Genomic DNA, 22,773 nt, shown 5'->3' on the forward strand with positions numbered 1-22,773 from the left:
GGTTGCGGCCGATGCCGAGGACAGGCAGCACCTGGATGAATGAGTCCGATGTTTGTGCTGGCCGCGACCATGGTGAAGGGCGCCCGTTGGCCTGTGTGTGCCTACCGGTCTGGACGCCCTTCTGGCGGCAATGTACGCGTGGGGCGAGCACGCTGCCCTTCATGCCTGACCGGCGTCCGCTTCGGTCGCCTTGACGGCTACGGCGGAGCCCTGTGTCAGGGCGCCGGCGCGGGCGGCGGCGAGCGTGATCCGCACGGCCTGGTCGGCGGTGCCCTCCTCGATCGGATCAGCGCTGACCAGCAACCGGAAGTAGATCGGTGCGGCCAGCGTTTTGAGCAGCTCGACCGGATCGGTCTCCGCCGGGAGTTCGCCTCGCTCGATGGCGCGGGTGATCACGGGCTCGGCACGCCGGAACCGGTCGGCGAAGAGCCGCCGCCGCGCCTCGGCGATCTCCGGCAGCCGACCTGCGTCGGAGTACATCGCGGTCTGCACCGCCCTGCCCACCGGGCCTGTCATGCTTTGCGCGAGCGCCCGCGCGAGCGCTTGCAGGTCGGTCTCGACGGCTCCGGTGTCCGGGGTTGGGATGTCGGTGGCGAAGTGCTCGGCAAGCGCGTCCACGACCAGGCTCGCGCGATCTTTCCAGCGCCGGTAGACCGTCGTCTTGTGCACCCCGGCCCGCTGGGCCACGCCCTCGACGGTCAGCTCGGCATATCCCCGGTCCAGCAGCTCGGCCAGGGTAGCCGCGCGCACCGCTGCCTGGGCCTTGCGGCCGCGCCCGACCGGGCGGGCAGGACCGGAGGACCCCAAGTCCATTGCAACTCCTAGTTGCGCTAGTGGCCGATTGCGTGTCAGGCTCCAGTCTATCGCAACTAGAAGTTGCACTGAGGCGGGTTCTGTCCAGCTGCGTACCGGACGCCTCAGCCGATGAGCTGAGAAGGAAAGCCATGCCCAGCGCTTCCCGTACTTGGACCCTCGACTCCATCCCCGACCAATCCGGCCGCCTGGTAGTGGTGACCGGAGCCAACAGCGGCATCGGCCAGGTCACCGCGGAGGCGCTCGCTCGCCGGGGCGCCCATGTCGTGCTGGCCTGCCGCAGTCCCCAACGGGGGGAGGCCGCCCTGGATCGGCTGCTCGCCCAGGCACCCGGCGCCCATGCCGAGGTACGCCTCCTCGACCTGGCCGATCTTGCCTCCATACGCGCCTTCGCCGACGGCTGGGACCATGACCGGCTCGATCTGCTGGTCAACAACGCCGGGGTGGCGATGGTGCCGTTTGCCCGGACCGTCGATGGCTTCGAGTCGCAGTTCGGGATCAACCACCTGGGCACCTTCGCCCTGACCGGGCTGATGCTGCCTCATCTGCTCGCCTCGCCCGATCCGCGGGTGGTCACCGTCAGCAGCGAGGGCCAGCGGTTCGCCCGCTTCGACCTGGACAACCTCAACGCCGAACGCCGCTATCGCACCGTGTTCGCCTACCTGCAGTCCAAGCGCGCCAATCTCTACTTCGCCACCGAACTGCAACGCCGCGCCGACGCCGCCGGCCTGAGGCTGCGCAGCATGTGCGTCGCCCCCGGCCTCACCCGCACCAACGTTCTCACCGGCGGCGCCAACGGCAACCGCGGTCGACTCTATGGAGCGTTGACCCGGCTGCTGGTCCGCGTCGCCTTCCGCCCAACCCCCGAAGGCGCCAAGACCTCCCTGTACGCCGCGACCGTCCCGGACCTCCCGGGCGGAGCGTATGTCGTGCCCGACGGACCGCTGCAGCTGCGCGGCGAGCCCATCCTGCGCACCGAGGAGCGCGCCATCCGTGACACCAACACCGCCCGCCGACTGTGGGAGCTGTCCGAGAAACTCACCGGCGTTCCCTTCCGGCTATCCGACGATGCCGCATGCCCTGCCTACTCAAGAGTCCTGGATGAGTGAGCCCGATGCTCTCAGTGGTCATACGCGATCAGAGATCGTTTGACCTTGGCGCCGATGTTCCAGTGGTGCCAGATGGCCGCCAGGGCGAAAGGGCGTTGGCCGGTGCGGGCGAATACGCCGGCGGGGTTCTCCCGCCGTGTTGTTCACGTCACCCCACCGTCACCCGCTGCGGGAAGGCGGACTTTCCCGCAGTACGGCGCCTGGCCGCTTGACCGACGAGCACCTCTGTGGCGCCTGCTACCGGACTCTCACGCCGGAGGACCAGGAGCGCGCCTTCGAGGACGAGCAGCCGGAGCTCACCAGCGAATAGCCCCGAAGGGCGGGGCCCCACCACATCGACGGGAGGCCCCGCCATGGCAAACCTTGCTCTGATCTACCCGATCGCGGCCGCTGTCGGCGCTACGTACGCGGCCGCCGCATGGGCCTGGCGCCGCTACAAGGCCGCGGCCCTGGACGGCGTGTACCCGGGCAGCGCCGAGCACCAGGCCGCGCTCAAGTCGGTTGAGGACCGCACCGCAACCCAGTTCACGTACTGGCCGGACCTGCAGACCGCGATGCAGACCGCCCACGACGAGCGGGCTCCGGACACCGCGGCGGCGAGGCCGCCCATCCCATGACCCCAACACCCCACAAGGAGGAGGTGAGCACCATGACCAGCCTCATCGCGGCCGCTGTGGTGCTCGCCGCCACGGCGGCCGCCGCCGTATGTGCCCACCGTGCCCGTACGGCATGACGCCGGCTGTACCGGGAGCAGACCCAGACCCTCGCCCGGCTGACCGGTGCGGTGCACCACCGCGACGTGTGCGCCCTGAAGGCCGGATGCGGACCGTCCGGCAGGAGACACAACAGTTCGGCGTCTGTCAGTTTCGGGGGTCGCCCGATCCGACGACGGGGGGCCACATGATCGTCGATGAACACGTACAGTGCCGCCGGAATGGCGTCCAGGCCGGTAGTCACACACGAGCCAACGGGCGCCCTTCGCCATGGTTGCGACCAGCACAAACATCGGACTCATTCATCCAGTGATGCTGGAGTCCGGACTGCCCAAAGAGGACGTCGACGGCTCATGAGATTTACGACGGCAGGGTTGACGCGGGTTTGGCCCCCTCTTCGCTCGACGGCCAGGCATGGCAACCCGTAGGCCCGGTGGCCGGGGATCGTGTGGCCACGACTGCTCGCACGCACCTTGAGTGACTGTGCCGCCGGCGCTTGTGTCGTGCTCGGCCCTCAGACCGCGGGAACTGTGTGGTGGATCTGCCGCAGGAACGTGGCATTGTTCGGCGTATGCCGGATCCTGTCTAGCAGGGTTTCCAGGGCCGGCTGCCCGTCCCGCGAGTGAAGAGCGCGGCGCAGTCCACGCAGCGCTGCCAACTCCGCAGGAGAACGTAGGAGTTCTTCGCGCCGAGTGCCGGAGGGGGTGATGGCGACGGCCGGGAAGATCCGTCTGTCCGCCAGCGCGCGGTCCAGTCGGAGCTCCATGTTGCCCGTGCTCTTCAGCTCTTCGAAGAAGTAGTCGTCTGCACGGGATCCGGTGTCGACCAGCGCCGTGGCGAGGATGGTCAGCGAGCCTCCTTCCTCGGCGAGGCGGGCGGCTCCAAAGAGACGCTTGGGTCCCTGTACGGCTGCGGCGTCCACGCCGCCGGTGAGGGTTCGGCCGCCCGAGGTCGCCGCGTTGTTGTGCGCCCGGCACAGGCGGGTAAGGGAATCCAGCAGAATGACGACGTCCTGGCCCTGCTCCACAAGCCGCTTCGCTCGCTCCACCGCGAGTTCTGCAAGGGCGATGTGTTCCTTGGCAGAGCGGTCGAAGGTCGAGGCGAGTACCTCACCTCGTACCGAACGGCGCATGTCGGTGACCTCTTCAGGGCGTTCGTCGAGCAACACCACCATGAGATGGCATTCAGGATGGTTGGCGGACACGGCGGCAGCCAGTTGCTGCAGAAGTACCGTCTTGCCGGTCTTGGGCGGCGCGACAATGAGCCCACGCTGGCCCTTGCCGACGGGCGCGACCAGGTCGACGAGCCGCGTTGTCAGGCTCCCTGCTCCGTGTTCGAGATGCAGGCGTTGCCTGGGGTGGAGCGGGGTGAGGTCGCCGAAGTGCGGACGGCCGCGGAGCTCCTTCGGTGGGCGGCCGTTGACCAGCTCCACCTGGGCGAGGGAGCGCGGCCGGCCGACGCGACCTTCGATGGCATCGCCCTTTCGCAGGCCGTGCTGGCGGATCTGGGCGGATGACACCTGCACGTCGCCCGTGCTCGGCAGAATGCCATGGGTGCGGAGGAAGCCATGCCCGTTGCTGGTGATGTCGAGGACGCCGACGGCCTGAACCGGTAGTTGTTGCTGGACAGAGGGGGTTTCGAGAGTGCTGGTCACGCGGGTCCTTTCGCGGACATGATGAAGGAGGGCCCGGGGGATGCTGCAGAGTTACGCATCGTGCGGCGGGCAAAGGCCGAGAGCCGGGAAGAAGATCTGGTGCTGAGAGCTGGACTGCCGGTCGTGAAAAGACGGGCGTATCAGCGAAATTGAAGGAAACAAGCACTGGCGCCGAAGTGAAGGCGTACACACGTGCTGTTTGCAAGGTACCACTCAGCGCCAGGGGATGCTAGCGGCCGTGTTGCGGAGCCCGTTCGCCCCAGTGACCAAGCGCCTGGTGGGAGGGCTGTACGGGGCATGACCGACTTTCTTGTCGTCGTGTGCCGAGCTCGTCCGGGACCAGGCGGTGGATTTTGGCCACACTCGCGGGTCCCAGGACAAGCTCTACGGCCACATAGAGCCCGCCAAGAGGTGGTCCAGGTTTGGGAGTTCTGCCGCCCGGCCGCACGCTCTCCCCGGGACACGTCCGCATCGCCCATCGTCTGTGCCAACTTCGCCCCGCACCTGACGACACGCCACCGGACTCTGTACGTCGTGGCCATGGACACCCGCAGTGTGCGCTGGTCGCACACCGAGGCGGCACGGATCGGCCACCTTGTGTCCACCGACCCCAGCGTCGCGCTCTCCGGCCACGACGTCACGCAGATCGACAACGCACGCTGGGGCGCTCCGCTCGCGCCAAAGTGTCGCTACTAGGAAGATCGACGGCGCGGAATCGGTGGGAATCGCCTACGACAGCGTGCGCGAGCAGCTGCTCGGTGCGGTCCCGCTGGCGTGATCGAGCGATGGCCAATCGCATCACTGACCGCGTGTGACGGGGCATCGAAGGGCACCCTGGCCCTGCAGCCTGGGCATGGGTCGTGGCCGACACGCAAGGTCAGCCCGAGTCGTGGAAGGCCGGACAACTCGGCAAGGCCACCAACAACGTTGCGGAGCTGACCGCGTTGCTGGAGTTGGTGCTGGAGGCGACCGACCCGGCCGTGCCACTCGAGGTGCGCATGGACTCGCAGTACGCGATGAACGCCGTGACCAAATGGATCGGCGGATGGCAACGAAACGGCTGGAAAACTGGGCGGCCGGCAAACCCGTCGCCAACCGCGACCACGTCGTACGCATCGACGAACTGCTGGCCGGCGGCACCGTGGACTTCCGCTAGGTCCCGGCCCACCAGGAAGACGGAGACCACCTCAACGCGATCGTCGACCAGGCCGCGAGCGAGACTGCGCTGACCCAGCAGGCTGCAGGTGAGCCCGGCACCAGGGGCCGCCCGCCCCGCCACGGAGGCGAGTTCGTATTCGGCGACCCCGCCACCTGGAACACCCCCGATGCGCAGACGGTGACTGAAACCCGTCTCTACGGCACCGTCACCGTCCGGGTCTGGGACCGGCTCCACCCCAGACTCACCCACCGCTCGGCCTGGACGACCCAGCTCGGGGCCCTGCCGTTGATCGAAGGCTCCGTGATCCGCCTGCAGGTCGACCACCTACCCAGCGGCGCGACGCCGAAGCCGGTCTGGCTGTGGTGGTCGGGCACCGACGCCGGCGAGACGGAAGTCGACCCTGCTCTGGCAGGCATTCCTGCGGCGATTCGACATCGAGCACACGTTCCGGCTGTTCAAGCAGACCCTGGGCTGGACCTGCCCGAAGATCCGCCCCTCGAAGCGGCCGACTGCTGGACCTGGCTGATCCTCACCGCCTTCACCCAGTTCTGGCTCGCCCGGCGCGGCGGTGTTGGCGTTGCCGCAGCAGGGCGGGCAACCACGGCGCGGCACCGAGGACGGCCAGCAGCGACAGCAGCGGTGTGGACCACCATGACGAGACAGTCGTCGGCGGTGGCGAAGCGGCGCGCGCCACCCAGGGACGTGCCGTCTTCGACCACGCCAGGAACGCGTCGCCGATGGGGAGCAGGCCGACGGCATAGCGTTTGGTCCACGGAGTGTCGACCGGCAGGCCGACGAGTTCGGAGTAGTTGGCCAGTGCCGCAGCGAGCGGGGCGTCGTGGTGAACCTGGGCGGCGCCGATGGTGACCACGCTCGCCGACAGGCTTACGCCGAGGGGGAGTGGGCCGGAGTCGATGTCGGCCGGGCCGTCCATGCCGTCGGGGTACTCCCGCACGGCTGGCCCGAGGCCGAGTGGCCAGGTCACGTACTGGCTGCGGAAGCGCCGGTACTGGTCGTCGGCGAAGGCGGGATCCACCTCGGGAAGGAAGCGCTGGATGATGCTCTGTGAGCTGCCCCTGGCCACCTCCACCGGTTCACCGGTGGAGGCGTCGACCCGGTGCGGGAGCAGTCCGGTTTGCGCGTCGAGGCGCTGCCCTACGCCCCGTAGCCAGCGCTGGACAGTTTTGTCGAACCGGGGCGGCAGCAGCGTGTCGTGCAGCCGCAGGGACGCCATCGCCACGGTGGAGTCGACCGGCCATGCCTGCCCGGCGTAGGCGGGCAGGTAGGGCGACGGTGAGGCATCGAATGCCGCGCCGAGGGCGGCGGTATCGTTGACGAATCGCCGCAGTTCACTGGGCTGGCGTTGCCCGACGGGCTGCAGGCTCAGTACGCCGCCGCGTAGCCAGTTGCTCCAGCCGCGGTAGAAGACTCCGTACGGTGGGACGAGGTTGGGGCTGAACGGAGCGCGGCCGGCTGGCGAGTCGAGCTGGTGCAACGCCCAGCGTGCTTCCCGCAGTGCCTCCGCCTGCTCACCGGCCGGATCGCGCAACCCGATTTCGACCCAGCTCAGGCCGTACAGCGCGTGCAGGAAGAAGTACCCCTCCGGGAATTGCTGTTGTGCCTCGTCACCGGCCTGACTGTTCAACTGCGCCCGGAGGAAGGCCAGCTGCCGCAGGACCCCGGGCGGCTCCCCCGTCGTTCCCGTGGTGGCGGGCGCGACCAGCCGCACCGCACTCACGACGGCGCAGAGGCTGACCGCGACCGCGACCACGCGACGCAGCCAGCGCAGGTATCCGCGAGCTGGGGACGGTGAAGGCGCGGTGGTGCCCCCGGCTGCCGCGGTCCCCGGCCCACGATCGGTCTCCGGATCCGTTCTGCCTGCTCTCATGGCCAAGTCCGGGGTCACCTCGTTTCGTTGGGGCAGCGGCTCGCCGAGGGACTTGCCTTCCGCTGCGTCGGATTCACCCTGCGCGTGGGTGTGCGCCCAGGTCACGGCTGCCACCGTACTGCAACCGTGGTTGGACACAACGCGGTGACTGCGTTGGTGATGTTGGCGGGGTGCTGACGACTGTGCCAGTGGGTGCTTGCCTGGTTGGGAGCGGGGCGGTGTCGGCGGTTGGGGTGGTCGTGATGTCGTTGCGGCCGAAGAGTCATCAGCGGATTCCGGTCAGGACGGAGCGGACGGTGTGAGTTCTTGAGATGTGCACGGGTCTGATCAGGCCCGTGACCACCGGTCCCGGAAGGAATCTGGGCAATCGAGTTGGTGTGCAGGCAGCGTCTTGAACTGCGCTGATCGCAGCAGGTCTGCCTGCGGCCAACGGGCCTGGGGCGTGCTGACCTGCGGTGCCGGAAGAACCTGGAATCCTGCTATTGCTTCTGGAATTTCTGCAGGTCAGAGCAGTCTAGTTGGCTGTCGCTGGGCTGGCCGCGGCGTCGTCACAGAACAGGCGCAGGAGCCCGGAATCGTTGAGGTCCTGCCTGATCTCGCTCGTCGCGGTGTACACGGCGAAGTCCTTCCCGATGAGGTAGCCTCCGCCGCGCTCTTTGGCCCTGGCCTGGAAGGTCGATCGGCGCGAGTACTTCCACGCCGTTGCCTCGGACCCTGTTCGGCCTCTTACACCACTCCACCGGGCAGCTGTCGCGGCCCGGTGGAGATCCGGTGGTGAAGCGGCCGGTCAGGCCCGCGCCCGTACTCGCCACTCCGGCGCTCAGGGGTGCATTCGCGCGCCCTTGAGGACCTTGTCCACCGCGTTGCGGGGTCCGTATACGGCCATCCCCACCAGATCGAGCTGGTCCTTGCGCACAGCCCGTACGGCCGCCCGGTTGTCCCGGTCGTTGCCCGTGCTGAACAGATCCGACGTGAACACGGCCCTCGGCAGCGAGCGGGACAGCGCACGACCGTGCGCGGCGGTCAGTGTCTCCTTCGTCCCCTCGAAGACCAGCACCGGCTGGCGGAACATCGGCAGGTACGCGGTGTCGTCGGCGTCCGTGTACGGCTCGCCGATCACCTCGGGTGACGCCGTGCCGAGCCCGCTGACCAGGAAGGCGGTCACATTCAGCCGCTGCCAGGACTCAAGGTCGTCGCGCAGCAGGACGGCGATCTTGGTGTCGAAGCGCACAGGCGCGTTCTCATCCCCGGCCCCAGTCCCGGCCCCAGTCCCGGCCCCGGTCCAGGCCACGGCCCCCGCCTCGGTCTCATCCTCGGTTCTCATGCTTCGAGACTCCGGGGTGCACGCCTTCTCCGTCTTGTACGTTCTTTGCGTGACGACCCGGCAGGAGATCTCCGCTTGGCGCCCGCCGGTCGCGGGTGTCGTTGAGGTCTTCCACGCCCACTTCACCGAGCACGCGTACCCCATGCACGTCCACGACGCCTGGACTTTGCTGATCGTCGACGACGGTGCGGTCCGCTACGACCTGGACCGCTACGAGCGCGGCACCCCGAGCGACACCGTGAGCCTGCTCCCACCGCAGGTCCCGCACAACGGCTCACCTGCCACCCCTCAGGGCTTCCGCAAGCGCGTGCTCTACCTCGACATGACACAGCTGGACGAGAGCTTCATCGGGCCGGCGGTCGACGGCCCGGACCTCACAGAGCCCGTCCTGCGCAGACGCGTCGGACAGCTGCACACAGCCCTCGCGAACCGGGGCGACGAGTTCGAGGCGGAGAGCCGTCTGGCCCTCATCAGTGAGCGACTGCGCCGGCACCTGCGTCCCAGGCCGGCCCTCGGCAGCGCGGGGCCCGACGGCGGCATCGCCCAGAGCCTGCGTGACCTCCTCGACGAACGACTGCTTGAAGGCATCGCCCTGGAAGAGGCCGCGCGCCTGCTCCACGCCCACCCCACCCACCTCGTACGTGCCTTCAGCGGCGCCTTCGGTATCGCCCCGCACCAGTACATGACCTCCCGCCGCGTCGACCTGGCCCGCCGTCTGCTACTCGACGGGCAGCCGCCGGGCGAGGTAGCGACCGCCGCCGGCTTCTACGACCAGTCCCACCTCACCCGGCACTTCAAGCGGGTCGTGGGCGTCCCCCCGGGCCGGTACGCCCGTACCGGAGCCGCCAGCTCCTTGAGGTACAGCGCGATGGGCTCGACCGGTCTCCCGAACTGATCCAGCACCCTGTACGGCTCCCAAGGGTCTCCCGTCTCCAGCAACTGACCTAACTCGGGCGGGACGAAATGCCTCATATCCCTTCCGGGACGTTCTTCATAAAGCACGGCAGGAAGCGAGCAGAACCTCAACTGACCTGCGCAGACTCATGAGTTGGTTCTGTCAACAGGCCACAGCTGCCTTTGTGGCACCTATTCAGCCGAGGTCACATATGCCGGGACACGGCAGTTGGAGCCTGCGCGACCCTCGACCCGGCGTGATCAGCTCACTGGAGGGCACGCTCCGGAGACGGTGGAGAAGAAGCGCTCGATCATCACCGGGTCGTCCGCCATGGCGCGCATCAGTGCCAGACGGCGATTCGGCCGGAGCTCTGCCACGGCCAGGGTGTCCCGGCGGCGGTCCATGTCCAGCTCGTCGCGGTCGAGGTCGTATTGGCGCAGCGCGGCGTCCAGCCGGGGCCGGTCCTGCAGGCCGTCCGCGACGCTGTCCGTCAGGACCGTCGCCTGCCGCCAGGCGTCGGTGATGCCTTGCCGATGATCGAGTCCTTGTGGACACAGGTCTGTTGTTCAACGCTGGGGTCAGTGACCTTCGCCAGGAAGTTCCCGCGACTCCCTAAAGGTTGTCGCGTAAGTGGTTGGTGGGGCTATCGCTGGATACTGGTCGCTGTCTTTCTTGCTGGTTGCGAAGGGGGTCCTGGTGGTTGTTCTGCAAGCTGAAGCAGTCCGGTGGGTGGCCGATGAGTTCCCGGGCTGGGTGGAGGTTCAGTTCACCGATGCGGCTAGCAGGCGCTGGTCCCTGGTCGACAAGTGTCCGATCTTCGATGCGCCGGATGGCCTCGGCCCGGAGTCGGCCTATCCGCTGGAGGTGGGTGTCGTCTGTGTGATACGCGAGACCACGACAGCAGCGGAAGACGAGATTGTCACCGTCTCCACCTCGGTGCATGGCGTCACGGCCCTCAGCGGGGAAGACGAGTTCAAAGTGAGGCGGAACCAGCTCGTCCCGTCAGTGTGAGGTAGGTCCCGACGTAGTGGTGGGACAACTCGGCGGCTGCCGCGCGGTAGCGGTCGGCGGCCGGTCCGGTGATCTTCTCGCCGGAGGCGATGCGCTCGCCGGCCTGGGTGAGCGTCTCGGCCAGGGCCCAGGCCCTTTTCCTGGTCGAGGACTTCGGGCGTGTCGGCCCTGGAGCGGCCTAATGGTGGAGTCGGGTATTGGAACTGTTCGAATACCTGCCTGTTCGGCATCCCCGGTGGTTAGCCCCAGAGCGTGCGCACGGTTGGCGCACCCACACCGTCAAACAAGTCGAGGGCCTCTAGGAACGCGACTGGCTTGACGTCATGCTGCACGTCCGGGCCTTGTTCAGCCCCTGTGCCAAGGATCCAGGGCGGGCAGATCTTCAACTCGCCCTTTGACCTTGGTCGGCTGAGGATTGGAAGCGAGGAAGGCACAACGTCGGCTGGTGCGGGAGAGAGCGGTAGGAGTCCTGACGCGCAGCAACAAGGAGCCGGCAGGCGGGCACATCCAGGTACAACCGGCCGGTCCGCGGCCTGCCCGAGGTCGACCTTCTCCGGCAGGCTGTGCCGGCACAACAGCTTCGCTTTTGGGCTGGGGCGGACGAAGATCCGGCCGCCCAATTCGCGTACGCGTTGAACACCCGCGGGCAGTCCCGCCGTACAACTGAGAAAGGCGGAGACCGGCGCGCAGCAAGGGATGACCGTGACCGAAGGGCAAGCCACCACACAGGAGTTGATCGCCGGACGCTACTGGCCGCAGGAGGTCGTACACCGTGAGGAAGGCCGCACCGGCTGGCACGGTCAGGACGTCCGGTTCGGACGGCCGGTTTCCTTGATGGAGGCGCGGCCAGTTCAGGCCACCGGCGCACGCCGCACCGCCGCTCGGATTCTGCGCGAGTCCGAAGCCATGGAACTGACCTGCCCCGGCCGGGCGGCCACTGTCTTAGACGTCCTGGAGGAGAACGGCGCCGTGTGGACGGTCATGGATCGGATTGAGGGCGCTCCCCTCAGCGACCTCCTGTGGCGAGGCCCGGTCAACTACGTCCGCGCTGCCCGCATAGGCCTGGAGATCCTCGACGTTCTCGCGGCGGCCCATCGTGAAGGCATCACGCACGGCGATCTCAGCCCCGGGCAAATATTTGTGCGCAAGGACGGCGGAACGCTGGTCGCCGGCTTCGGGCTGCTGGGTAACGCGTCGGCCCCACGCGTTACCGCGCCGTCGTACGCCTCTCCCGAGCAAGCCCGCGGCGAGGGCACGGAACCCGCGTCAGATCTGTGGGCACTTGGGGCAATCTTATACATGATGGTAGAGGGGCGTCCGCCTGTCCGGGACCGTGGACCGGTCGAGGCGACGCTGCGAGCGGTTGACCTGCGGCCCATCTGGCCTCCGCGGAGCGCGGGGTTGCTCGGCCCTGCCATCCAGGGGCTGCTCCGCAGGGACCCGCAGGAGCGCCTGCCCGCGCCGGTGGTCCGCGCGGCGTTGACCCGCATCCTGCGCGAGGATCCCGAGGAACCAAAGCAGGCGGCGCCGCTCCCCTGCCTGCGCGACGCGTACGCTGCCGTCCGGCGGACCGGGCGGGTGTGGAGCAGGCGAACCGTCGGTCGGCCCGCGCTCCTCGGGGTCCTGGCGCTGGCCGTGGTCGGGGCCTCGGTCACCGCCCTCGCCCTGACCGGAGGATCGGACGAGGGCCCCTCCGCGTCGGGCCCCACGCCGTCCCGCCCGGCCGCCAGCGGAACCGCCGACCCTAACTCTTTCTACGGCTACGAGGCTCCGGAGGGGTTCTCCATCGACCTGCCCACCGGGTGGAAGCCGCTCGACCGCAGCGGTTCAGCCGATGTGTCCTACCGCGTCACGTTCGGCGCGCCCGGCGACCCTCGCACGCTGGCGATCACCTACAGCGAGCAGCTCGGACCGGACCCCGTCGCAGTCTGGCGGGCACTGGAGCCGTCCCTGAAGCGGGTGTTCGTCGACTACCGGCGGCTGGGCGACATCCGCACCGCCGACTACCGTGGCCTCGACGCGGCGGACATGGAGTGGTACTCCGAGGACACCGGTGTCCGCGAGCGCACGCTCGGCCGCGGTTTCCTCATCGGCTCCGGCCGTGGCTTCTCCTTGCGCTGGACGACCCCGGCCGACAACTGGAACGACGCCGCTAACCGGCGCGCGCTGGGCGTCTTCCTGCGCTCCTTCCGGAGCTCCGCCGACTGACCGTGCTCCGATGGCCCCGGAGCCGCAACTGCCGTCCCGTCGCATGAGCCCTCCCGCCCGCAGCCAGTTGTCCCGCTCGAGCGCGGGCTGCTCCGTTCGCTTCGGACGTGGCTACCAGTTCCTCGGTCGTGTACGGGGCTCCGCTCCTGAGAACGGACTTCGTCCGTACGAGCCCGTCCAGGAGTCGAGGCAGAAGCCGGCCCGCGATATCTGCCACGGCAGGCGCGGACAGATCATGCAGGCGTACCGCGAGGGCCAGGAGGACCAGCTCGGACGCTCGGCCTGGTGCTGAACGCCGCCGTGCTGCGGACGACCCGCCACCTGGACGCCGCAGTCACCGCGCTGCGGGGCCTACCCGCCCATCAGCGCGAGCACGACATCCTGGACGAGGATGTGGCCCGGCTCTCCCCGCTCCGCCACGCGAACCTGAACTGCCTGGTCCGCTACAGCTTCCGCGCCACCACCCCCGCGGGCGTGAGCCTGCGGCCCCTTCGCGACCCGGCCCCCGACGACGTCGATGAGGGCAAGGAGGGGTAGGTCGCGCAGGGGCCGCGTCAGGAGCAGTGGATCGACCCTGGAACCGGGTCAGCGGTAGAACATTTCAGGGGCCGCGCCGTGGCGTAACAGTGGCTCATCACCCACTGCTACCTGTGCCTGTTACGTCTGTTGCTTACGCCTGCTGCTCAAGTCTGTGCCTCACGCCTGTGACTTGCGCCGACGCCTTGGACGTCTTGGGGTCACCCGCTCCGCTGTCGGCGGTGGCCGATGAGGAGGCGGGCCCCGGGTCCAGGGCCTTGCGGACGGCGGTGAGGATGTCCTCGGTGTCGGCGCCGAGTGCTCGGGCGGCGGAGGTGAAGTCCCGGGTCAGAGTGGTGAGTTGGTCGGCATCGTGCGCGTGCGGCTCGGACGGGAGCGCCGCGACCCGGGTGCCCGCGCCACGGCGGGTGCGGATCAGCTCGGCGGCTTCCAGCTCGCGGTAGGCGCGGGCCACGGTGCCCGGCGCCAGACCGAGGTCGGCGGCGAGCTGGCGCACGGTCGGCAGGCGCTCGCCCTCGGCCAGCCGGCCGGTGCGGATCAGCGCGGCCAGCTGGGCGCGGATCTGCTCGTACGGCGGTACCTGGCTGGTGGTGTCGACGCGGACGGCGGGGTCACTCATCGTCGAAGGTCCCATCGTCGGCTGCCTCGTCGTCGACCGCCCGGGGTGCCACCACGGTGAGCAGGGACCATCCGAAGGTGAACAGGCTCAGCAGGCCCAGGGGGCAGATCACCACGATGGTGGCGGCGCCCAGCGGGCCGGCGCAGGCCTTCTCCGTGAGCGCGACGAAGATCATCAGAACGACGAGCAGCACCTGGCTCGACACCATCAGCCCCCAGGCTCCGGTAATCGCCCACGCGCGGTCGCGGCGCTGCTGGTCGTCGCCCGGGCTATGGGCGATACGGCGCAGGGCCCAGACGCAGGCGGGGGTTCCGACCGCGAGGGCGGCGAACATCGGGCCGCTGTAGTACAGGCCCGGCCAGGGACCGAGGGAAGCGCGCATCCCTTCGCAGGTGACGGTCATGACACGCCCCGCTCTGCCTATCCGGTCGGGGTCGGAGGACGCCGTGACCGCACCGATCACCAGCAGGGTGACGAGGGACGCCGCCTGCAGAAGAAGCAGGGGCGCCATACGGGGCGGCACGTGAGCTCGGACCAGGCGCGGGGCGAGACTCGCGGTGCGTACCGTTTCCTGGGGACGCAGCGTCAGGGCGTCGCCGAGCAGGACACCGCCCACCGCGCACAGGCCGAAAGCGGTGATGGCGAACACGAGGGGCATCGTGATGTCGCCGCTCTCCATCGTGACCAACTGCTGTGCGGCCACGATGCCAATGGCCAGACCGGACCAGCGGGCGTAGTGGTCGGCGTGGTTGAGGAACCGGGACTGGAGCGGGACGGTGTCGAGCATATGGAGATCCCCCCAGATCATCTTGTATCAAGCGGTGAGTACAAGATGCCCTGCTCGGGATCTTGTGTCAAACACTCAATACAAGGCGACACATCGGGAGACGGCTTCTGGCGCAAGGGAGTTCCCTCCGGCGCAAGGAGGACACGCCCTCCCGCCCAGGGGTGCCCCCTGAGCGGACTCAGCCCACGGTGACGACGCGGGATTCCGCATCGTGCGTTCCCTCGTGCGCTGATCCACGTAATCCCGAACTGGGTGGTGGGTTCGTCCCACAGAGAACGGAGCCTGAACGGTGGACCCCGGTTTCACAGATAGGGGCTTCGGCTCGCAGTCGGCATCTCGCGGCGCAGGTACCGTGCGCGCTACCTGGTGCCGTTCGGGCTGATCCGAGGCATCTGGCCGTCTTCGGTCTCGTGCTCGGGGGTGGGAGCCGTCACCGTATGCAGGCGAGCGGCGAGTTCGGGGCGCCCGTAGCGGTAGACCAACGTGGCAAGGCTGTCGATCAGATGCTGGCGTGATCCAGTGGGCAGGGGACTGACGAAGTCCGTCAGGATGTGGGCGACCCCACGCACTTGCTCTGCCACCCGCACACCTTCGCGGAAGGGGGAGCGTCCGGAGCCGGACCGGGTGGTCTTCTGAGGCGGCATCATGCCAGCGTCGCCCGTAGCCAGGACCGTTCCGCGCGGCTGGTGGCGCGGGCGATGACGAGCATGCCCCGGCGGTACGGGTCGTCGGTGTCATCAGCGCCCAGTGGGCGGTCGCCATCGTGGAAGAAGCTCGCAGGCTGTTCCAGGAATTCCAGCCGTCGGCGCAGCACCGCGTGCTGGTCGGCGGTGTCGGGAAGCTGGGAGAGGAAGGCCAGGATCGTGAAGTACCGGGTGCTGTCGCTGATGTCCAGTGTGTCGGGCTCTCGAAGCCGGCGCAGCAGCTCGGTGCGGCCGATGGCGGTCAGGCTCAGGGTGTGCCGCTGAGCGGCCGAGACGCCTGGCTCGGTCCGCCGGTCCAGCAGCCCGGCGTTGACCAGGCGGTTGATCGCCGGATAGAGGCTGCCGTCGCTGACCGGTCGGGAGTGGCCGGACAAGTGCGCTATCCGGCGGCGCAGTTGGTATCCGTGCAGTGGCCCGTCGGCCAGGAATCCCAGGATCGCGAGTTCGAGCATGCTGCTAGTCTCGCACATCGAAACGAGGTACATCGAATCGATGTAAGGGGTGGGAATGACGTATACCGAGGAATGGGTGACCGCGCGGGCGCGTGATGCCTACGAGCACGGCCGGGCATCGTTCAAGGTGCGGCCCGAGTGCTCGGCGCTGCTGGTCATCGACATGCAGGACGAATTCATCCGGCCCGGTTGGAGCCCCTACTGGGTGCCGGCGGCCACCCGGATGGCGCCAAGGCTGCGCCGGCTGGTCGAGGCATGCAGGGCCGTCTCGGTCCCGGTGATCTGGACCATCTTCGACGACACTCATCTCGGACTGGACCGGCCGCACGCCCTGCGATACCTCCCGCACGCCGACACCGTCTGGCACAGGCCGGGCCCCGCCGAGGTGTGGGAGGAAATGGACCTCCGCGCCGACGAGGTCCTGATCCGAAAACCCTCCTACGGCGCGTTCTACGACACCCCGCTCGACACAACGCTGCGAAACCTCGGCCGCGACACAGTGATCGTCACGGGAACGCTCACCAACTACTGCTGCGGCACCACAGCCCGACAGGCATACGAACGCGGATACAAAGTCGTATTCGGATCCGACGTCACAGCCACCGACGACGAGTCCCGGCAGGAACCGGAACTCGCCGTCCTGCGCAAAGGCTTCGCACTGGTACTCACCGCCGATGTGATCACGAACCAGCTGGCCGCCGGAAGTTCCTCCAGCGCCTAGACGATTGATTCCAAGGGGTCAGTCGGGTGTCGCTGATGCTCGCGATGGCGGTGTGCCTCGCAGCCCGTTCGGCAACTTCCGTGGGAGGTTTGTGCGCCTTCGGTTCAGCGTGGCCGCAGCCCGTCGAAGATGACCTCGAAGATCCGCTCCCGGGGCACCGGATCCGCTCCGAGCTGTTCCATCGCCCTGCCGGTACCGGCCAGGAGGGCGATGAACTCCGGCAGGCCCAGCTCTGGGCGGACCGCCCCCGCCTGTTGCGCCCCGGCCAGCAGATCGGCCAGCCGAGCCTGGATCTCCTTGGTCGGCTCCTGCAGGGACGCATGCACGTCCACCCCGGCCGCAGCGAGAGCCTGGGTGAACTCGTTCTTGCCCGCGGACTGTTCCACCACCAGCCGGAAGCAGGCGAAGAAGGCCTCGGCGGGCTCGGCCTCGGCAGCCAGCTGCGCGGTCTGGGCTGTCATTGTCTCCAGTCTGCGCACCATCACTGCCTCCAGCAGTGCCTCCTTGGTCGGGAAGTGCCTAAAGAGCGTTCCGACTCCGACCCCGGCGGTTCGTGCGATCTCCTCGGTCGGCACGCTGACGCCGCGGGTGGTGAATACCTCCGTGGCGGTGTCCAGCAGCCTGGCCCGGTTGCGGGCCGCGTCCGCCCGCAGCGGGCGCTCCTGAGCGCCACTCATCCGTCTCCCACCTTTCGCCGTCGACGGCAGAACCACCCTGGACAACCGGAGTCGCCAGTCCGTATTGTGAAAACGGAGTCGCTAGTCCGATTCTATCCACGGATCCCACTGGAGGTTGTCATGCCTGAAACGCTGTCACCGCGCGAGGTCTTCCAGAAGCTGATCGAGGGCATCAGCGCGGGACGGTTCACGGAGCTGGCCGAGCTCTATGCCGAGGACGCCGTAGTGGAGACCGTCTTCGAACCGGTCGGTCCGCGCCGGCTCGAGGGGCGGGCCGCACTCAAAGAGCGGTTCGCGCAAGTCTCCGCAAGTTCGCCCGTGGAGCTGACCCCGGGGAACGTCGTCGTCCGGGAAACCGACGACGCGGAGGTGGTCGTCGCCGAGTTCGACTACCACGTGCACCACCGGGTGACCGGGCGGACCTTCGAGGCCGCCAACATCCAGGTGCTGCGGGTCCGCGACGGCGTGATCGTCAGCAGCCGGGACTACCACGACCACCTTGCCCTCATTGTGGCCGGCGGCAACCTGCCTCAGCTGGTGGCGGCACTGGAAGGCAAGTAGAACCAGTGCGGTGCTCCGGGCCGGGCCCCTGAGGTCCCCGGCCCGCATTGAGTTCCGGCGGCGGCTCAGTGCTTGGCGAGCATGCGGTCATGCCCTCGGCGGTCCGTCACGTCCTGCGGCCGACTCGCGCTGCAGTGAGGCCGGCCAGACCGTCGTCGAGCCGGGGCTGCCGCTCCGCTGTCAGTGGTCGTACGCGGTCAGTGAGCGCAAGGACCGGTGCACCGGCCTCGGCGTTGTGCCAGATCGCGGCGGTGAGTGCCAGGAGACGCTGAAGGACGCTCACCGACACCCCGATGACGGTGCGACCGCCATGCCGTTTCAGATCGAGCTGTCCCTCAAGGGTCTGGTTGACCGGTTCGACGACCTGGCGAAGGGGCTTGAACAACTCCGCGCCCGGCCGCTCCGCCTCGCCCCTGCGGGCGGGCCTCAGGTGACGTACGCCGAGGTCCGCCAACTGCGCCTCGAACTGGGCGCCGAAGTAGTTCTTGTCTCCGATCAGCGTCTGACCGGGACGTTGCGCCGGCAACCCGGTATCCACCGCGAAGATCTCCGGCAGAGTCTGCTGCTCGCTGGCCTCCGCCCCGACCAGGGCGAAGGCAATCGGCAGGCCAGAGAATGTGCACACGAGATGCAGGCGCAGACCCCAGAAGAAGCGCGAGTGGCTGGCGCAGTAACCGTGTTGAGCGACGCTGAAGATGTGCATGAAGGCGACGTGTTAGTTATTGTGCGCCGCGCATCGCGGAGGTGTCGGGCTTCCTTCGACTGCGGCATGCGGAGTCGTGAGCTCCGTATGTCTACACCGCCTCGCGGGACGCAACCAGGGTGGTCCCAGTTGGCGAGGGCAGCGCCCGGGCTGCACTGTCTGGTCCTATGTCGCATTCTGGAGGTACGGGTGCGCCGATCGTCGTGCATCCGCCCTCCCGTAGGGGCGGGCTCCGGCGCACTCGTACGGCAACATCACGGTCTTGGCCCCCGGGGGGCGTGCTGGCGGGTCGGAGTCTGCGACACGTGCGACTCGACTCGCGTAACGAAGGCGTTCGACGAAGGACCGTTTTCGGTATCGGGAACCTGACTACGCGATAGCCGATGGCGGCCGGAAGCGAGCATTGGTCCAGAAGGTGGTCGGGTGAGCGGGGAGGTGTGGGCATGAGGGTGCAGGGCAGTTCCGGGCCGTTGCGGGTGCAAGCCATCGCCGGGACTCATGTGGTGGTGTTGGGGTTCGACCATGATCGAGCTGCCATGAATGGCGTGCTCGGGTTCGGGGTCGAGCGGTTCGATCACACCGAAGGCCAGCACCGTTGGCTCGACAACCGCATCCGGTTTCCACAGGCGAGGCGCCGATGGGGGTCGAATTGGAACCCGTTCCAGACCTTCACCTGGGGTGACTACCGCGCCAAGCCAGGGCACGCCTACACCTACCGCGTGCACACCATGACCGGAACTCCGGGGGAGGAACTCACCCCGGTCTCGACCGTCGAGCTGCAGGTGCAGACCGAGGAGCCGGGCGTGCACGGTGTCTGGTTCAACCGTGGCGTGTATGCCTCGCAGGCCTACGCCGAACGCTTCAAGAACCTCCACCCCCGCGACATCGCCAACCGCGAGGCCTGGCGATGGTTGTCGCGCGGTCTCGAGGAGGCGCTGCTCGCCTTCATCGGCACCGCCGCCGGCGACCACGGGCAGCTCCACGCCGCGCTGTACGAGTTCGAGTACCTGCCCGTGCTCAAGGCCTTCCGCGTGGCCGCAGACACGGGCGTGGACGTCCAGCTCGTCGTGTTCGACCACGAGGACAACCGCAAAGCGGTGACCGACGCCGGCCTCGACGACTTGGTCGTAGCCTGGCGGGCCCGGGCTCAGATCCCGCACAACAAGTTCGTGATCGCAAGCCGCGACGGTGCGCCCCGGGCCGTCTGGACCGGGTCGACCAACATCACTGAGAACGGGATCTTCGGTCAGTCGAACGTCGGACACACCGTCACCGAGCCGACCGTCGCCCAGCAGTACCTCGACTACTGGGCGCAGCTCGTCGCAGACCCCACCCCTGGCACCCTCAACAACTGGGTGGACGCCAATAACCCGATGCCCGATCCCTGGCCCGCGGGTATCTCGGTTGTGTTCAGCCCGCACACGCGGACTACGGTGCAAGACCGCTACGCCGATCTCTTCGGGTCGGCCCAGGATCTGGTGTGCATCACTTTTCCGTTCAACCTCGATCCGCGATTCGCCAACCAGCTCCCGGGTGACCACGCCGCGCTCCGTTGGCTGCTATTCGAGAACGCCAGCATCGCCGACGCGCACCGGAACTTGGTCACCGATCCCGACACCGAGCTCGTGGCATGCGGCCTCGTCGAAGAGGGCGGCCTCGCCGGCTGGGCGGCCGAGCACGACAACCCGTTCTCCAACAACATCGAGTACCTGCACACGAAGTACCTGCTGATCGACCCGATCGGCGACGATCCGATCGTGGTCACCGGCTCGGCCAACTTCAGCAACCCCTCCGCGAACAGGAACGACGAGAACATGCTGGTGATCGGGGGCGACCACGGCCTCGCCGAGATCTACTTCACCGAGTTCTTCCGCCTGTTCAACCACCACCGCTTCCGCGACTCGCTCCGCCTGGCCGCGCACCAGCCCACGCCCGGCCCCGAGTCCGGAGTCGAAGCGCCGGTGCCGCTCACTGCCGGCCACTGGTCGGACAAGTACTACGACGAACCGGCGCGGGACCACCAACGCCGGCTGCTGGCCGATTCCCTCTAGGTCTCGGCCCAGCCTTGCCGCACTATTCGCCAGTCACCGCCGAGACGATGCCGCCGAGGCTGAGGCATTGAGCGCCAGCCCCCTCCGGCTGACTACTGACCTTCAAAGGCGGATGTCCAAGATGGTCGATCGTGAGCATCTCCACGACGGAGAAGGCCAGTCCATGATGTCGACGCCGAAGTCGCGTGTCAGTGTGGGCAGAGTGTGGTCTACCCTGTCCGACGGCGCGACGCGCCAGAGCGGGCCTGGTCGGTAGAGTTCGGCGACAGTGTCCGCCGACGGGCCGCACGGTCTTCCCGTCCCTCAGCCGCGTCGAAGCAGACGCGGACGACCGCAGTCCACGCCTAGGATGGCGCCGGCGGCCAGGCACTCCTCCGGGCGTTCTTCCGTGCCGTTCGGGCCGGGTTCTCCGGTGGTGAGGCAGCGCATCCGGACCCGGGCGCCGCCCAGCGTGTATGCGTGTACGCGCATGCCCATGGCGATCTCGGCGCCTCCAGCCGCGCCGCCCTTCTGATATCGGGCACTCTTGCGTTAGCAGCGACCGAACGCCATCGAGAGCCACCGAAAGGCGACCATGATTGACCCCGTGAGCCGGACGATCCTCCTGCTCGACATCGAGAAGTACAGCGACCGGGACGACGTCGAGCAGGCGCATCTGCGGCGCGTGCTCTACGACATCGCCGACCGTGCCCTGGAATACGCCGGCATCGAGGAAACACTGCGGATACGGGCCGACCGGGGCGACTCCGTCATGGAGCTGATCGATGCCAACGCCTCCGTGACGGCTCTGCTCCGCGCCCTGCTCTCCGAAGTTCCGGCCCAACTGCACGGATACAACCGGCTGGCGTCCAGCTCGGCGCAGATCCGACTGCGCGGAGTCGTCGCCACCGGGTACGTCGCCATCGACCAGCACGGCGGGTGGGTGGGCTCCGACCTCAACCATGCCTGCCGCCTCCTGGACGCCCAGTTGCTACGCAAAGCTCTGCGCGAGCGGGCTGACGGCTTCGCGCTGTGCGTGTCGGACGGCGTCCACACAGGAATCGTGCGCCACGACCACCACGGCATCCCGGCAGCCGACTTCAACCCGGTGACCCTGGCCAGCAAGAACGGCCCGCTGCGCGCCTGGCTCCACGGGCCCGTACCGCCAGGCGGGGACGACCAGGGTAGCCCGAATACGGAGGAAACTCGGGTACCGGGTACTTCGGGAGAACGCGCGGTCGCGGTCCGGCACAACGAGGGGATCATCTCCACCGGCGACAGCGCCCGCAACGTCATCCGGCGGCAGGGCTGATGCCCGAACCCGTGCACATCGGGCAGAACGATGGTTCGTCTCCCTCGGCGATCACGCGGTCAACATGCTGTACCGCGCGCAGCGGATGGCGGTCGTTCCCTCCGAACTGCTGCGGCGCCCGGCCGAGGTGCCGCCGGCTCTTCTGGCGGCCACTACGGCTCGTGGGTCCGAGAGCGGGGCCGCACTGAGGTGGACGCCGCGGTGGCCAAGGTCCTGGAACGGCAGCCTGTGCGCCGGAGGTGTCGGGACCGAGTACGCGGGCAGTCTCTATGCGTCGGCCGGCCAGAACTGGATGAGGTAGCGCTCCACTCCGACACCGGTGCCTTGGCCCTCCGACAGCGCAGCGGCCTCGGCCCGGCCGGTACAGCTGACCCGGACACGCCAGGAGCCGCCCGAGTCCGCCAGTTTGATGACCTCGTCCATCCGGCCCGTGTGCATCGACCACACCGCAAGCTGTCCGCTCGTCGACTCGAAATCAGCTTCTGCTTGCTCATCCCAGTCCGCAGGATCCTGCGGCGGCGGAGATGCGTCCCACACCTCGACGTCCACCGTGGCAGTGTGGGTGTGACCGCCACTTGTGATGTCCAGACGCCCCGTATGGGTGCCGAGGAATGCATCGCGGTGGAAGTCGTCGGGGAACGGTACGGGAAGGTCCGCATCGTCGGACTCCTGCAACCCGAATGCGTAGTACCCCACGTACGCACTCACGCGCTGCCCCCGGACAACCTGCGCCACGAGCACCCCTTCGGTTCAGCGGACATGCCTTGGCCAGGATGCTAGCCGCGCCCTGCACGGACCTGGAACACAGCGCAGAGAACCAGCCGAAGCGCGCCTGTAGCCCGCCGCGTCCGCCTGGCCTGGCCGCCTGGTCCTGCCCCGGGCCCGCCGCCTGCCGC

20 protein-coding genes and 7 pseudogenes are annotated in these 22,773 nt (G+C 68.2%); 13 read left to right on the forward strand and 14 right to left on the reverse strand.

Annotated features, from left to right (window positions below):
- Positions 1–159: 159 nt before the first annotated feature.
- Positions 160–813 (reverse strand): TetR/AcrR family transcriptional regulator, encoded by a 654-nt coding sequence (locus OG735_RS40540; protein ID WP_327328118.1) that lies wholly within the window; start codon positions 811–813, stop codon positions 160–162.
- A 131-nt stretch (positions 814–944) separates the two neighbouring features.
- Between OG735_RS40540 and OG735_RS40545 the strand changes: the two genes are divergently transcribed.
- On the forward strand, positions 945–1,922 hold the full coding sequence (locus OG735_RS40545) for an oxidoreductase (RefSeq protein WP_327328119.1): 978 nt from the start codon (positions 945–947) through the stop codon (positions 1,920–1,922).
- Between the two features lie 11 nt (positions 1,923–1,933).
- Here OG735_RS40545 and OG735_RS40550 read toward each other — a convergent pair.
- A pseudogene (locus OG735_RS40550) lies at positions 1,934–2,067 on the reverse strand (IS982 family transposase); the annotation flags it as partial.
- A gap of 208 nt (positions 2,068–2,275) precedes the next feature.
- Between OG735_RS40550 and OG735_RS40555 the strand changes: the two are divergent.
- The gene (locus OG735_RS40555) at positions 2,276–2,539 is read left to right on the forward strand and encodes a hypothetical protein (protein WP_327328120.1); all 264 of its coding nucleotides are present in this window, start codon (positions 2,276–2,278) and stop codon (positions 2,537–2,539) included.
- 220 nt (positions 2,540–2,759) lie between these two features.
- On the opposite strand, the pseudogene OG735_RS42235 reads toward OG735_RS40555, so the two are convergent.
- Together OG735_RS42235 and rho are read right to left on the reverse strand one after the other, a co-directional pair.
- Positions 2,760–2,879, reverse strand: a pseudogene (locus OG735_RS42235) (IS982 family transposase); the annotation flags it as partial.
- 270 nt (positions 2,880–3,149) lie between these two features.
- Complete coding sequence (gene rho, locus OG735_RS40560; protein ID WP_327328121.1) at positions 3,150–4,289, reverse strand: transcription termination factor Rho; 1,140 nt, start codon at positions 4,287–4,289, stop codon at positions 3,150–3,152.
- A gap of 525 nt (positions 4,290–4,814) precedes the next feature.
- Here rho and OG735_RS40565 point away from each other — a divergent pair.
- From OG735_RS40565 to OG735_RS40575, 3 pseudogenes are all read left to right on the forward strand, one after another.
- Positions 4,815–5,058: pseudogene (locus OG735_RS40565) on the forward strand (histidine kinase); the annotation flags it as partial.
- Between the two features lie 5 nt (positions 5,059–5,063).
- Positions 5,064–5,559, forward strand: a pseudogene (locus OG735_RS40570) (ribonuclease H family protein); the annotation flags it as partial.
- A pseudogene (locus OG735_RS40575) lies at positions 5,539–6,013 on the forward strand (NF041680 family putative transposase); the annotation flags it as partial. The pseudogenes OG735_RS40570 and OG735_RS40575, both read left to right, overlap by 21 nt.
- Here OG735_RS40575 and OG735_RS40580 read toward each other — a convergent pair.
- Complete coding sequence (locus OG735_RS40580; RefSeq protein WP_327328122.1) at positions 5,987–7,441, reverse strand: hypothetical protein; 1,455 nt, start codon at positions 7,439–7,441, stop codon at positions 5,987–5,989. The pseudogene OG735_RS40575 and the gene OG735_RS40580 overlap by 27 nt on opposite strands.
- 715 nt (positions 7,442–8,156) lie before the next feature.
- Complete coding sequence (locus tag OG735_RS40585; RefSeq protein ID WP_327328123.1) at positions 8,157–8,660, reverse strand: DUF2000 domain-containing protein; 504 nt, start codon at positions 8,658–8,660, stop codon at positions 8,157–8,159.
- Here OG735_RS40585 and OG735_RS40590 point away from each other — a divergent pair.
- Positions 8,659–9,555: a helix-turn-helix transcriptional regulator gene (locus OG735_RS40590; protein WP_327328124.1), complete on the forward strand. Its 897-nt coding sequence runs from the start codon at positions 8,659–8,661 to the stop codon at positions 9,553–9,555. The genes OG735_RS40585 and OG735_RS40590 overlap by 2 nt on opposite strands.
- A 260-nt stretch (positions 9,556–9,815) precedes the next feature.
- Here the strand turns inward: OG735_RS40590 and OG735_RS40595 are convergent, their stop codons facing one another.
- A complete protein-coding gene (locus OG735_RS40595; RefSeq protein ID WP_327328125.1) occupies positions 9,816–9,959 on the reverse strand; it encodes a hypothetical protein in 144 nt (47 codons plus the stop codon).
- A gap of 325 nt (positions 9,960–10,284) precedes the next feature.
- On the opposite strand from OG735_RS40595, the gene OG735_RS40600 reads away from it, so the two are divergent.
- The 3 genes and pseudogenes from OG735_RS40600 to OG735_RS40610 all read left to right on the forward strand — a co-directional run.
- The gene (locus tag OG735_RS40600) at positions 10,285–10,566 is read left to right on the forward strand and encodes a hypothetical protein (RefSeq protein WP_327328126.1); all 282 of its coding nucleotides are present in this window, start codon (positions 10,285–10,287) and stop codon (positions 10,564–10,566) included.
- 696 nt (positions 10,567–11,262) lie between these two features.
- Complete coding sequence (locus tag OG735_RS40605; RefSeq protein ID WP_327328127.1) at positions 11,263–12,774, forward strand: serine/threonine-protein kinase; 1,512 nt, start codon at positions 11,263–11,265, stop codon at positions 12,772–12,774.
- 175 nt (positions 12,775–12,949) lie between these two features.
- A pseudogene (locus tag OG735_RS40610) lies at positions 12,950–13,311 on the forward strand (Tn3 family transposase); the annotation flags it as partial.
- Between the two features lie 133 nt (positions 13,312–13,444).
- Here OG735_RS40610 and OG735_RS40615 read toward each other — a convergent pair.
- The 4 genes from OG735_RS40615 to OG735_RS40630 form a co-directional block, all read right to left on the reverse strand.
- Positions 13,445–13,930, reverse strand: coding sequence for a GntR family transcriptional regulator (locus OG735_RS40615; RefSeq protein WP_327328128.1), 486 nt, complete (start codon positions 13,928–13,930; stop codon positions 13,445–13,447).
- Positions 13,923–14,717, reverse strand: coding sequence for a hypothetical protein (locus tag OG735_RS40620; RefSeq protein ID WP_327328129.1), 795 nt, complete (start codon positions 14,715–14,717; stop codon positions 13,923–13,925). The genes OG735_RS40615 and OG735_RS40620 overlap by 8 nt, the downstream gene beginning before the upstream one ends.
- Positions 14,718–15,076: 359 nt before the next feature.
- Positions 15,077–15,298 (reverse strand): hypothetical protein, encoded by a 222-nt coding sequence (locus OG735_RS40625; RefSeq protein WP_327328130.1) that lies wholly within the window; start codon positions 15,296–15,298, stop codon positions 15,077–15,079.
- 62 nt (positions 15,299–15,360) lie between these two features.
- A complete protein-coding gene (locus OG735_RS40630; protein ID WP_327328131.1) occupies positions 15,361–15,873 on the reverse strand; it encodes a PadR family transcriptional regulator in 513 nt (170 codons plus the stop codon).
- A gap of 55 nt (positions 15,874–15,928) precedes the next feature.
- Between OG735_RS40630 and OG735_RS40635 the strand changes: the two genes are divergently transcribed.
- Complete coding sequence (locus OG735_RS40635) at positions 15,929–16,594, forward strand: cysteine hydrolase family protein (protein WP_327328132.1); 666 nt, start codon at positions 15,929–15,931, stop codon at positions 16,592–16,594.
- A gap of 104 nt (positions 16,595–16,698) precedes the next feature.
- On the opposite strand, the gene OG735_RS40640 is transcribed toward OG735_RS40635, so the two are convergent.
- A complete protein-coding gene (locus OG735_RS40640; RefSeq protein WP_327328133.1) occupies positions 16,699–17,271 on the reverse strand; it encodes a TetR/AcrR family transcriptional regulator in 573 nt (190 codons plus the stop codon).
- A gap of 120 nt (positions 17,272–17,391) precedes the next feature.
- On the opposite strand from OG735_RS40640, the gene OG735_RS40645 reads away from it, so the two are divergent.
- Entirely contained in the window at positions 17,392–17,832 is a 441-nt protein-coding gene (locus OG735_RS40645; RefSeq protein WP_327328134.1) for a nuclear transport factor 2 family protein, read from the forward strand.
- A gap of 180 nt (positions 17,833–18,012) precedes the next feature.
- Here the strand turns inward: OG735_RS40645 and OG735_RS40650 are convergent.
- A pseudogene (locus OG735_RS40650) lies at positions 18,013–18,517 on the reverse strand (transposase); the annotation flags it as partial.
- 554 nt (positions 18,518–19,071) lie between these two features.
- Between OG735_RS40650 and OG735_RS40655 the strand changes: the two are divergent.
- The gene (locus OG735_RS40655; protein ID WP_327328136.1) at positions 19,072–20,586 is read left to right on the forward strand and encodes a phospholipase D-like domain-containing protein; all 1,515 of its coding nucleotides are present in this window, start codon (positions 19,072–19,074) and stop codon (positions 20,584–20,586) included.
- A gap of 586 nt (positions 20,587–21,172) precedes the next feature.
- Positions 21,173–21,877 (forward strand): hypothetical protein, encoded by a 705-nt coding sequence (locus OG735_RS40660; RefSeq protein WP_327328137.1) that lies wholly within the window; start codon positions 21,173–21,175, stop codon positions 21,875–21,877.
- Between the two features lie 267 nt (positions 21,878–22,144).
- On the opposite strand, the gene OG735_RS40665 is transcribed toward OG735_RS40660, so the two are convergent.
- Positions 22,145–22,612: a hypothetical protein gene (locus OG735_RS40665; RefSeq protein ID WP_327328138.1), complete on the reverse strand. Its 468-nt coding sequence runs from the start codon at positions 22,610–22,612 to the stop codon at positions 22,145–22,147.
- Positions 22,613–22,773: the final 161 nt, after the last annotated feature.

Source organism: Streptomyces sp. NBC_01210, assembly GCF_036010325.1.
Lineage (GTDB): Bacteria > Actinomycetota > Actinomycetes > Streptomycetales > Streptomycetaceae > Streptomyces.

Bases quoted from the DNA above. Each gene is read 5' to 3' on its own strand.
- OG735_RS40640 (WP_327328133.1), bottom strand. From the start codon at position 17,271: ATGAGTGGCGCTCAGGAGCGCCCGCTGCGGGCGGACGCGGCCCGCAAC.
- OG735_RS40620 (WP_327328129.1), bottom strand. From the start codon at position 14,717: ATGCTCGACACCGTCCCGCTCCAGTCCCGGTTCCTCAACCACGCCGAC.
- OG735_RS40545 (WP_327328119.1), top strand. From the start codon at position 945: ATGCCCAGCGCTTCCCGTACTTGGACCCTCGACTCCATCCCCGACCAA.
- OG735_RS40615 (WP_327328128.1), bottom strand. From the start codon at position 13,930: ATGAGTGACCCCGCCGTCCGCGTCGACACCACCAGCCAGGTACCGCCG.
- OG735_RS40645 (WP_327328134.1), top strand. From the start codon at position 17,392: ATGCCTGAAACGCTGTCACCGCGCGAGGTCTTCCAGAAGCTGATCGAG.
- OG735_RS40590 (WP_327328124.1), top strand. From the start codon at position 8,659: ATGCTTCGAGACTCCGGGGTGCACGCCTTCTCCGTCTTGTACGTTCTT.
- OG735_RS40635 (WP_327328132.1), top strand. From the start codon at position 15,929: ATGACGTATACCGAGGAATGGGTGACCGCGCGGGCGCGTGATGCCTAC.
- OG735_RS40540 (WP_327328118.1), bottom strand. From the start codon at position 813: ATGGACTTGGGGTCCTCCGGTCCTGCCCGCCCGGTCGGGCGCGGCCGC.
- OG735_RS40630 (WP_327328131.1), bottom strand. From the start codon at position 15,873: ATGCTCGAACTCGCGATCCTGGGATTCCTGGCCGACGGGCCACTGCAC.
- OG735_RS40555 (WP_327328120.1), top strand. From the start codon at position 2,276: ATGGCAAACCTTGCTCTGATCTACCCGATCGCGGCCGCTGTCGGCGCT.
- OG735_RS40585 (WP_327328123.1), bottom strand. From the start codon at position 8,660: ATGAGAACCGAGGATGAGACCGAGGCGGGGGCCGTGGCCTGGACCGGG.
- OG735_RS40595 (WP_327328125.1), bottom strand. From the start codon at position 9,959: ATGGACCGCCGCCGGGACACCCTGGCCGTGGCAGAGCTCCGGCCGAAT.
- OG735_RS40605 (WP_327328127.1), top strand. From the start codon at position 11,263: ATGACCGTGACCGAAGGGCAAGCCACCACACAGGAGTTGATCGCCGGA.
- OG735_RS40655 (WP_327328136.1), top strand. From the start codon at position 19,072: ATGAATGGCGTGCTCGGGTTCGGGGTCGAGCGGTTCGATCACACCGAA.